The 11,686-nt window shown below is 51.1% G+C and carries 7 protein-coding genes; all 7 read left to right on the top strand.

Features of this window, described 5'->3' with window-relative positions; genetic code table 11:
* Nucleotides 1-2,533 (top strand): TonB-dependent receptor (locus AC4MRN_RS15375; RefSeq protein WP_491203763.1); only part of this gene is annotated, 2,533 nt, incomplete at its 5' end.
* Nucleotides 2,534-2,643: 110 nt separating this feature from the next.
* Nucleotides 2,644-5,139, top strand: a complete 2,496-nt coding sequence (locus tag AC4MRN_RS15370) for a family 20 glycosylhydrolase (RefSeq protein WP_491203762.1) — start codon at nucleotides 2,644-2,646, stop codon at nucleotides 5,137-5,139.
* Between the two features lie 60 nt (nucleotides 5,140-5,199).
* The gene (locus AC4MRN_RS15365) at nucleotides 5,200-6,078 is read left to right on the top strand and encodes a glucosamine kinase nucleotide-binding domain-containing protein (RefSeq protein ID WP_491203761.1); all 879 of its coding nucleotides are present in this window, start codon (nucleotides 5,200-5,202) and stop codon (nucleotides 6,076-6,078) included.
* Nucleotides 6,075-7,073: a glucosamine-6-phosphate deaminase NagB-II gene (gene nagB-II, locus AC4MRN_RS15360; protein WP_370243143.1), complete on the top strand. Its 999-nt coding sequence runs from the start codon at nucleotides 6,075-6,077 to the stop codon at nucleotides 7,071-7,073. The genes AC4MRN_RS15365 and nagB-II overlap by 4 nt, the downstream gene beginning before the upstream one ends.
* Before the next feature lie 2 nt (nucleotides 7,074-7,075).
* Nucleotides 7,076-8,206 carry an N-acetylglucosamine-6-phosphate deacetylase gene (gene nagA / locus AC4MRN_RS15355; RefSeq protein WP_491203760.1) on the top strand — a complete coding sequence of 377 codons (1,131 nt, stop codon included), beginning with the start codon at nucleotides 7,076-7,078 and terminating at the stop codon, nucleotides 8,204-8,206.
* The gene (locus AC4MRN_RS15350) at nucleotides 8,203-9,516 is read left to right on the top strand and encodes a sugar MFS transporter (protein ID WP_491203759.1); all 1,314 of its coding nucleotides are present in this window, start codon (nucleotides 8,203-8,205) and stop codon (nucleotides 9,514-9,516) included. The genes nagA and AC4MRN_RS15350 overlap by 4 nt, the downstream gene beginning before the upstream one ends.
* Nucleotides 9,517-9,718: 202 nt before the next feature.
* Nucleotides 9,719-11,638, top strand: coding sequence for a methyl-accepting chemotaxis protein (locus tag AC4MRN_RS15345; protein WP_370243148.1), 1,920 nt, complete (start codon nucleotides 9,719-9,721; stop codon nucleotides 11,636-11,638).
* The last annotated feature ends 48 nt before the right edge of the window (nucleotides 11,639-11,686 follow it).

The raw sequence follows: 11,686 nt of genomic DNA, 5'->3' as shown, positions 1-11,686 counted from the left end.
CGCGATTACTGCGGAAGACATTGGTAAATTCCCCGACAAAAACGTCGCGGAATCTTTATCGCGTATTCCCGGTGTAACCATTGACCGTGACTTTGGTGAAGGTCAGGGCGTGACCATTCGTGGTGTACAGCCAGATCAAAACCTGACGTTGGTAAACGGCCAGGCCGTGGGTACTGCACAGTGGTTCGTGCTGTCAGACGCTACGCGTAACTTCAACTTTGAAATTCTGGCCTCTGAAATGGTCGGTGGCCTTGAAGTGTACAAGTCTTCACAAGCCGACCTGGACGAAGGCGCACTGGGTGGTACTGTTATTCTGCGCACCCGCAAGCCGCTGGACCTGGACGCTAACACCGCGCAAATGTCAGTAGAAGCCCAGTACAACGATATTTCTACCGAAACCGATCCATCGCTTTCAGGCCTTTACAGCTGGAAGAACGACGATGGTACGTTTGGTATTCTGGTATCAGGAAGCTATCAGCAACGTACGGTTCACCGTGAAACTAACGAAGATTTTGGTTGGTTTGGTCCGAGTATTCCGCGTATCGACCCACTGATTGAAGCACCACAAGGAGCCAGCAGCAAAGGCGCTATTCCATGGGGTATGGGTTCAGCATTGTTTAAGCAGGATCGTAAACGTCAGGGTATCGACGTAACGGCACAATGGCTACCCACTGACGACCTCGACATCTCTGTTCACTATCTTTCATCCACCATGGAAGCCGACAACGTCAACTCTAACCTGATTGGTATTCCGTTCCGCGGTATTGCTTATATGGGCGAAGACACCAACAGCGGTACAGTAAGCAACGGCGTAGTGGAATCTCTGGCAGTCACCGGTTTACCTCAGCGTCCGGGTTGGGCCCGCCACATGGCTTACGACAATATCTTCCGTGACGGCTCAGAAATGTCGACCGAGTTACTCGACGTAGAAGGGACTTACACACTGGCAAGTGGCCAGCTTCACTTCCAGTTGGGTACCACTACTGGTGAAGGCACAAACCGTGACTTCTTCACTGAATTCTGGGTAACACCTGACGACGAGCGCGCTAACTTTGACTTCTACAATCCAGGCGGTGCAAACCCGTACATTGATTTCACCACAGCAAGCCCATGGTTAGCGAATCCAGGTGATGAAATGTGGTTAGGCGGCATCTTCGATCAGGTCAACAGCACCAAAGATGAAGAAAACTACCTGCAACTGGACTACTCACACTTTGTTGAGTGGGGCGCCATTACTGAAATCAAAACCGGTTTAAAAGTACGCGACCGCAGTTTTGGTCAGCACCGTTACCGCACCGATTTAGCTAACCTTGCTCCTACTGGCGAAGGCAGCCTTGGCCCGGCAAGTGATTTCTGGTCTGGCGCTATGGTGAATGTAGACCATTCACAAACCAACGGTGTGGCAGCAAGCTACTTCATGCCAGACAAGACCGCTATGTATAATGCACTTTATGCGGTAGCAGAGTGTAACGACAGCAACTCAGACGGCCTGTGCCGAAATTCAGATGTATATCTGAAAGATGCCTCATTTGATATCGAAGAAGACATTACTGCATTGTATGTCATGGCGAAATTCGCGACTGATGGCCTGCGCGGTAACATTGGCTTGCGCTATGTTGAAACCGACTCAACATCTAAAGGGTTCGATCTGAACAGTGGCGAAGCCGTTGCTTACGACGGTGACTACAACGAGTGGCTGCCAAGTGCAAACATCGCTTACGATCTGTCTGAAGATGTTGTACTGCGTTTTGCTGCATCACGTGTCATCACTCGTCCTGCGCCGTTCCAATTGGCTCCAGCGGTTAACCTGACGCCAGAAACCAGCTCAGGTACAGCGGGTAACCCAGGCCTGAATCCACTAACCGCCAACCAGTTTGAAGCCGGTGTGGAATGGTATTACGACAGTGCGTCACTGGTCTCTTTCACTTTATTTAAGAAAGACATCAGCGACTTCATCTTTACCAAAACCGTGGCAAAAGAAATCAACGGCCAGCAAATCAATCAGCTGAGCACGCCTGAAAACGGCGGCACCACAGCCATTGAAGGCTTTGAATTCCAGTTGCAACACGCGTTTGAAAACGGCTTTGGTGGTTACTTCAACTATACCTACACCGACGTAGCAGATGCGGAAATTGATGAAGCCGCCGCTGTGTATGACGATGCAGGTAATATTGTGGGTGCCACCCTGTCTACTCGCACCGTTAGCTTCCCGAACACCTCTAAGAACTCGTTCAACATTGGTGTTTATTATGAAGTAGACGAGTACAGCGCGCGCTTAAACTACAACTACCGCTCAGAGTATTTCATTGCGCAAACCGAGATTGGTCCTCGCTACCGCGACGAACAAGCTCAGTTAGATGCGCAGGTTAGCTGGCAGTACAGTGAAAACCTGACCTTCAAAGCAGAAGCACTCAACCTTACCGATGAAATTTGGGAAAACTACTACGTAAGGGAAAGTGACGGACTGCGCCTTGGCGGCACGCAAAGTGCCAACGGCCGCAGACTGTTTGTGGGCGCGAGCATGAGCTTCTAAGCCCGGCCAATGCTGGTAGCCACCAGCTAATGGGCAGCTTGTCGTATCCCTGATAAGCTGCCCCATCTACACCCATAATTACAACGACACTCTTTTACCTGGCAGTGAGTATGATGAAGAACTATCTGGGATGGCTATTGTGCCTGGCGAGCACACAAGCACTGGCAACCACACAGCCCGAACTCAATCAACTGGGACGCACACTGATTGTGAGTTACCAGGTGCAAAACAACATTGCACAGGTGCCTTGTAGCACCGACATCATGGAAGGCAAGTGTTTCACTGCTCAGCTTACGCTGTCTACACAGGATATTCCGGTTACAACAGGCACATCACTTTATTTTAGTCATATGTCGCCCATTGCCGATGTTGAAGCCAATAACGCTACCATTACGGTTACCCATATAAATGGTGACTTGCACCGTATCGATTTTCTGGAAGAGGTAAATACCAACACCTCGATAGCAATCAACATTAAAGCGCCGTTCTGGCATGCCTCGCGCTCCGATGTGATGCCCAATTATTATCTGGTCTCAGGTGAGTTGGAACCCGTGGTTATCGATAGCACCCGACTACAACACAGGGCTGACTCACAGTTGCCTGTAGCAGGCCATGCCCAGCGCTGGACAAAGCCAGAGCAATACCGCAGAAACAAAGACGATGCGCTGCCCTTTGAAACTGCACGGTACGACTATGATCAAGCGCCTGCGCAATGGACAGTAGAATCACGCAATCGCGTTATTCCGCAGGTGGTATCGCAGTCAGAGCAATTAGGGTTTGTTAACCTGACAGGTATTCGGCTGCCTCAACAGCTGCCGGCACTATTAACTTGGCAGCCGTTACTGGCACAATTTGGATTATCCGTCGGTGAGCAAACTGACTTCACGCCTGTTGATGTGCGTATTAACGATAGCGACTTAAACAGCCAGGACGCCTACCGCTTAACGGTAAACGAAACCGGCATAGCTATTGAGGCCGCTTCGGAACATGCTGCGGGTTATGCATTGGTAACCCTGGCGCAGTTAGTTGACCCGCAAACCAAGCGTATAAATTACACGCACATTGAAGACGCACCTCGATTTGATTATCGCGGCGTGCACATCGACATCGCCAGAAACTTCAACGGTAAGCAAGTACTTACCACCATTATTGAGCAAATGGCCATTCTAAAGCTTAATAAGTTGCACCTACACATTAGCGACGACGAAGGCTGGCGATTGGAAATTCCGGGACTGCCTGAACTAACTGACATTGGTGCTTATCGCTGCCATGACCTGAGCGAACAACAGTGTCTGTTACCTCAATTAGGTGCAGGGCCACATCGCAACAGCCCCAACAATGGCTACCTGACGATTGCGGATTATCAGCAACTGTTGGTACAGGCAAACAACCTGGGCATCGAAGTTATTCCTTCTTTGGATATGCCCGGACACGTTCGTGCGGCAGTGAAGTCCATGCAGGTTCGATACAACAAACTGATGGCACAAGGCAAACCCGAACAGGCGCGTATGTACCTGCTCACAGAGCCAGGCGACCCGTCGCAATACCGCTCGATACAGTTCTACAATGACAATACGCTGAACCCCTGCATCGACAGTACCTATCGCTTTTTAGATAAAGTCCTTAACGAACTCAAAGTCATGCATGCCGACGCTGGCGTACCTCTGCGCACTTACCACATGGGCGCCGATGAAACCGCCGGGGCCTGGACCCAATCTCCGGCCTGTTTGGCAAGCGGTGTGGATCAGGACAACCTCACCGGGATGTTCATTGAGCGAGTAGTCAAACTGGGCAATCGCTATGGACTCACCATGGCAGGCTGGAGTGATGGCATGGACAAAGCGTTACCGGCTCTTACCAACAGCCAGATACAAGTAAACGTATGGGACACCCTGTTCTGGGGCGCCACCAAAACCGTGTCGCACTGGCTGGAAGCGAAGGTACCTACGATTCTGAGTTTACCGGACGTGCTGTACTTTGATTTTCCGTATCAGAACAACCCGCTGGAGCCGGGTTATTACTGGGCTGCTAAGTCAGTATCGCTTCGCAAAGTGTTCGAGTTTATGCCAGAAGATATGCATCAAATGGCACAGCTTTGGACCGACAGAATGGGTAAAGCCTATGAAGATACATCGGTTTCGGGCGACTTCCCCATTGCTGGCATGCAGTCTCAACTTTGGACCGAAGTAACCCGTACGCCCGACAGCGTGGAATACATGCTCTTCCCACGACTTCTGGCATTTGCCGAACGCGCCTGGCATCACGCGGACTGGGAAGGCAAGGTGACTCAGCCAAACTTTGCCAGCGAAGTGAATAATGACTATGCGTCTTTTACCCATGCCATGGCGACCCGGCATTACCCGCGCCTGATAGCCCACGATATCCATGTACGTGTGCCTCCTCCGGGCGTGAAGCAAGACAATGAACAACTGTTTTTACGTGCCCTACTCCCCAACCTGGCACTGGAATACAGCCCGGACGGCGTCCACTGGCACCGCTACTCTGCGCCCCTGCGCAAGGGTGAAGCCATGATGGTCCGAGCCCGGGTATTGCATACCGACAAGACCAGCAGAGTGGTACAACTAGACTCACCACTAGCACAGTAAATCTTTTGAATTAATAAGTTTGAACCTCTGTTCAAACCGAGATATTGAGTAAATGTAAGCATGAATAGCGAACTATATTTCATCGGCGTTGACGGCGGCGGCAGCCGCTGCCGGGTACGCCTTGAATCCGCAGACGGCACCCTGCTGGCAAAGGGCCAGAGTGGCCCGGCTAATGTGATGCGCAGTCTGGACACAGCTTGCGCCTCCATTATGGATGCGACAGCGAAAGCCATTGAGGCCGCACAGCTATCCATCACTACGCAGCAGATTGTGTTATGCGCAGGATTAGCTGGTGCCAACATAGCCTCTGCACATCAGGCCTTGATGGCAAAGCAGTTGCCATTCAAACACGTTCACCTGATAAGCGACCTTCACGCGGCATGCGCTGGCGCGCATGCAGGACACGACGGTGCGGTGATTGTGTGCGGCACGGGCTCATCGGCCACTCGCTATGCATCTGGCAGCTTTACCGATTTTGGCGGGCACGGCTTCCCCATCGGCGATAAAGCCAGTGGTGCCTGGCTTGGGCTACAAGCCGTGAAGCACAGCCTGTTGGCATTTGACGGCCTGGCTCCCAAAGACGCGACATTTAACGCCGTATGCGAGCACCTACAGACAAACAGCGCCGAAGATATCGTTCGAGAGTGTGCAGGATTCAATTCCAATGACTATGCCGCCATCGTGCTGCCTTTGTTACCGCTATACCGCAAAGGCGACAGTGTTATTCAGGGATTCGTTCAGGATGGGCTAGGTTACCTACAACGACTCGCCGACGAAGTATTGAATACACCGGATATGGCCCTGTGCCTGATAGGCGGCCTGACAGAACTTTACCACCCCATGTTAAGCAATGCGGTACAAGACCGTATTCAACCCTGCCAGCTCAGCCCCGAAGAAGGCGCAATTTTACTGGCAAAACAAGCAGGAGATTTTCAATGACCAGCAGTATTATGGCGAAAGAAGCCAGGCAAGCCGCCAGCGCCATTGCCGGCCAGTTAACACACAATCAGGCGATCTGTGAACGCCTTGCGAATACCTTAAAGCAACGCAAGCCCGGCATGATCATGATGATTGCCCGCGGGTCTTCCGATCACGCCGGTGTATTTGGTAAGTATCTGTTCGAAGTAGAGCTGGGCTTGCCGGTATGCGCCGCTGCGCCCTCGGTGTCAGGCATTTTCAATAAGCAGTTAAACCTTGCCAATGCACTGGTGATCGTGATTTCACAGTCGGGCCGTAGCCCGGATATTCTGCGTCAGGCCAAGGACGCCAAAGCGGGCGGAGCCTATACTGTCGCCATCGTGAATGACGAAACTTCACCACTGGCAGAGCTATGTGACGAAGTGTTACCCGTGCGAGCGGGCGAAGAAAAAGCCGTGGCTGCCACAAAAAGCTATCTGGCCAGCTTGTCTGCATTACTGCAATTATGCGCCGAATGGTCGGGCAATACTGAGCTAAAAGCGTCGCTGAACCAGCTTCCCGAGGCACTTGAAGCCGTTTGCAATGAACCACAGCAATTAACTCAGGCGCACCTTACCGGCGTGCACAATTGTATCGTGCTTGGCAGGGCGTTCGGTTATGCCATTGCCCGCGAAGTAGCGCTTAAACTCAAGGAAGTATTAGGCATTCACGCCGAGTCCTTCAGCAGTGCTGAATTTATTCACGGCCCGGTTACACTGGCCGAAAAGCCGCTATCTATCATTGATTTAGAGATTGAGGACGAGTCACACTCGTTTCACCGTTCAATGATCGAAGATATTAGCCGCCGACGCGCAAAAGTTGTTAAGCTGGCAAATATCAACAAGGCATTGCACCCCAGATTACTGCCCTTGCTGTTAATGCAGCGCTTTTATCTGGATATCGAGCAAGTGGCCGCCGACATGGGCTTAAACCCCGATGCACCGCCTGGATTAAACAAAGTGACTCAAACGGTATAACCATGAAACTATGTGTTGAACGCGTCATCACCCCGGCTGGCATGTTAAATAATGCCGCTATCACCATTGAGCAGGGCGTGATCACGCACATCGATGAAGCGGGCGATTCGCCAGTTACCTCCGGAACGCTGCTACCCGGCTATGTTGACACCCAGGTCAATGGCGGCGGCGGTGTGCTGTTTAACCAACATCTGGACTACGATAGCCTGGATGTATTAGCCCGTGCCCATTTGCAATTTGGTACCACCTCATTGCTGCCCACCCTCATTACCGATTGCGAGCAAGTGATGGCGAAAGCGGCCGATGCCATTGCCGAAGCCATTGACCGTAAACACCCTACCATTGTGGGCGTGCACTACGAAGGGCCCTTTATTCATACAAAGAAAAAGGGCGTGCATGACGCACAATACATTCGCACACCAAAGGACTCTGAGCTGGCTATTCTAACTCGCAAGGATTTAGGCAGAGTACTTGTTACCGTCGCGCCCGACAATGTGCCGCTGAGTTTTATACAGGAATTAACCGCTGAAGGCGTGGTAGTCGCGCTGGGACACAGCAACGCTACGTATCAGCAAACCCAGGCAGCACTTGATGCGGGAGCCACCGGCTTTACCCATTTATACAATGCCATGTCTGCCCTGCAATCACGCGAGCCGGGTATGGTAGGCGCCGCATTAAATAGCGAAGCGTATTGTGGCCTGATAGTCGATCATCATCACGTCCACCCGCAAAGTGCCGCGCTCGCGATTAAAGCCAAGGGGCCACAGCACATTATGTTGGTTACCGATGCCATGGCGCATGTGGGTTGCGATATGAATGAACTGGCCTTTTTTGATACCACCATTACCCGCCACGGCGGCAAGCTCACCACGCCAGACGGCACCCTGGCCGGTTCGTGCCTGGACATGCATCAGGCGGTACTGAATACCCATCGCGATCTTGGCTTTAGTCTGGCAGCGTGCAGCCAAATGGCCAGCCAGTCTCCGGCGCAGTTTATGTCGTTACAGAATACGCTGGGTAGCATTGCCATTGGTCAGCAAGCTAATTTACTGTTACTGGATAATAACTTAACAATAAACAACATATGGCTGCACGGTAAGCCGGTAGCCGCAGAACAGGAAGCGACAGCATGACGACACAAACCCTACCGCGCACAGGTATGCAAAGCCTGATGCCCATACTCACAATTGGCCTGCTGTTCTTTATTTTTGGCTTTGTGACCTGGTTAAACGGCGCCCTTATTCCCTTCCTGCAAATGGTCTGTGAACTCAGTGAAATGGAAGCGCTATTCATTGCGTTCTGTTTTTATGTTGCCTACGTGGTAATGGCATTGCCAATGGCAAAGATTCTGGAAGTCACGGGTTACAAGAAAGGCATGTCGCTGGGGCTGGCCATGATTGCCATCGGCTGCCTGTTGTTTGTGCCAGCTGCACTTAGTAAAACCTTTGCGGTATTTTTGATTGCCCAGTTTGTTGTAGGTTCCGGCCTCACCATTCTGCAAACTGCATCCAACCCGTTTATTGTGCATTTAGGTTCACAGGACAGTGCCGCAGCGCGTATTGCCTTTATGGGCTTACTGAACAAATTTGCGGGCGTCTTAGCGCCGCTGTTATTCACTGCATTGGTACTGGGTAACTTCAGCGACGTGAGTCAGGTAAGTCTGGCCCAACTGCCGGAAGCCGAGCGTGCTGCGCAATTAAACGAGATGTCGAGCCAGCTTATTCAGCCCTATATTGGCATGGCTATCGCGCTGGGCATTCTGGCGCTGGGACTGATGCGCGTGAATCTGCCAAATATACAATTTGAGAATAACGATAGTAACGACAGCACACAAGTCAGCGGTGTGTTGCAATTCCCACACTTGGTGCTGGGCGCCATCACCCTGTTTTGTTATGTGGGCGTTGAGGTAATTGCAGGCGACACTATCGGGTTATATGGCTCGTCGCTGGGCGTTGCCAATGCGACATCGCTTACGTCATTTACCATGACCGCCATGGTGATTGGCTACTTCCTGGGACTATTTTGTATTCCCCGCTTGATTAGCCAATCCAAAGCTATGCTGATGTCCGGTATATTGGGAGTCGTATTTACGGTGGGGATCATGCTGGGTTCAGACCAATCCCACAGCATCTCTGCAATTCTGTGGGGCTGGACCGGCATTCAAACCCTGCCTGATACCGTAGCCCTGATCGCCTTACTGGGGCTGGCTAATGCCATGGTTTGGCCTACTGTGTGGCCGCTGGCACTGGCTGATTTAGGCAAATTTACCCCCAAAGGCTCGGCGATTCTGATTATGGGCATCGCCGGCGGTGCTATTCTGCCACTGGTATACGGCGGGTTGTCGGACACACTCGACGCGCAATCGGCTTACGCGGTAATGCTGCCATGCTATGCCTTTATTTGTTATTACGCGCTGGGTGGCCATAAAAAACGTGCCTGGTAGCCTTGTATAGCACTAACATGCTCACACTTCGGCTGGCGATCTCTATTTTCGCCAGCCATTTTAAAACACCTGATTAACAGTGCATTTACACCATTGAAATATAAGACAAATTTTTAATCAATTCTCTTGTAACTGCTAAGCAGACCTTTTAGATTGGACCATTCGGTCTGGTTTTTTTACGTTGCACAGTAGAGTTGTATCCATGCGTTTTGCATCCCTTAGTATCAAACAAAAATTAATTCTTATTCTGGTCATTGCTGTATTGGCATCTACCCTGTTGGTCGGGACAATCCAGCAGTACATTGCCCGGCAGTTGGTTGAGCAAAACATGGAATCCGTGCAGTTGCCCAATATGGTTAAGCAGGTCGCTAACCGGGTCGACAAAGAAGTGACAGTAATGAAGTCTGTTGCCTATTCCATAGCAAACAACCCCGACGTCATTGCTTGGTCTCAGGCTGGTGCAAATCGTGCGGGCGAAACTCAGCTGGTTAACTACCTTGGTCAGTTGAAGGATTTCAACGATCTCACCGTTACCTCTTTCGTCGATCGCCAAACCCATAAATACTGGAATCAGGACGGCTTTTTACGCGTACTGAAAAACGATGAGTTTGATGGTTGGTTTTTTGCCTACAAAGACAGTGGTCAACCCGTTTCACTAAGCTTGTACAATGAGCCAGGTCAGGGATACCGGTTGTTTGCCAATTACCAACAGGTAAATGGTCGTGGTATGTCGGGTGTAGCCAAATCCGTTGATGATTTAATGGCCGTACTGAACAGCGTAAAAATTGCCGAAAGTGGCTTCATTTTTATGGCCGACGAAAAAGGCACGATCAATGCCCACGCCAATACTAATTTACTGGGTAAATCGCATCTCCGTGACATTACCTCCAGCGCTATTGCCAGCACTTTACTCACCAAGCAAGACTTCAACCTGATACGCGGTGAAGTGGAAGGTGAAGACATGCTGTTCGCTAGCACCTATGTAAAGAGCGCAGGTTGGTATGTGATTGCTCAGGTACCGGTTAGCGAACTGTATACCGAAATGAATAGTGCCAGTGTGTCGATGATCACCTGGTCTATTATCATTGCACTCGGTTTTGCCCTATTGGGTGTTTGGTTCGCCGGCAGTATAAGCAAGCCGCTGGAGAACCTGGCCAGTGTGTTTACACAGTTGGGTAATGGCCAGGGCGACTTAACGACGCGTATTCCACTGCCCGAACAGAAAGAAACCCGCAAACTGGTGGAAGGATTTAATCAGTTTACTGCCAGCCTGCACGGCATTTTGACTAACGTAGCCGCTACCAGCGTTCAGATCCGCCAGTCTGCTGCTCAGGTAGCCGAACAATCTGCGATGACTGAGTCCAACAGTGAAACACAGCGTGACAGCACCATGCACGTAGCCACCGCGTTGAATCAAATGGGCAGCACCGTAAATGAAATTGCGCAATCAGCTCACGATGCTGCCAGCAGTGCAAATCACAGCGCAAAAGCATCGGCCGATGGACAGGCATTTACTCAGCAAGCTGTTGATAGTATTCACCAGCTAGCCGGTCAAATCAGCAGTGTTACCAGCGTTATCGAGTCATTGGACGCGCATACCGATGACATTGTCAGCATTCTCGAAACCATTCGTGGCATATCAGATCAAACTAACTTGCTTGCGCTAAATGCGGCAATTGAAGCAGCACGCGCAGGTGACCATGGCCGGGGCTTCTCAGTAGTTGCCGATGAGGTACGCACGCTGGCGCAGCGCGCAGCGTCTTCTACAGAAGAAATTCAAAGCAAAATCGACAGTTTTAAGCAAGACTCACAAACCGCGGTAGAACAGATGCGCCTTAGCAATAAACAAACGACGCAAGTGGTTGAGGCCGCGCAACAAATCGACGTTATGCTGAAAGACATCGCCGATGATATTCAAATCATCCATGGCATCAATACCCAGGTCGCCACCGCAACGGATGAGCAAAGCGTGGTTGTAGAAGACATTAATCGCAACATCCACGCAATCAGCGACAACAGCGACAACAACCTGCGCTCTGCCAAGCAAATGGTCGCCACCAGCAAAACCATGGCGGAACTGGCCGAACAACTCGACGACGAAGTGAGTAAGTTTAAGCTGTAAGAGCACGGATAAGTGCTCCGCACTTTCCGGGACGACGGATGGGGATAA

Source organism: Marisediminitalea sp., from assembly GCF_984433645.1.
This window is presented reverse-complemented; position numbering and strand designations above follow the sequence as displayed.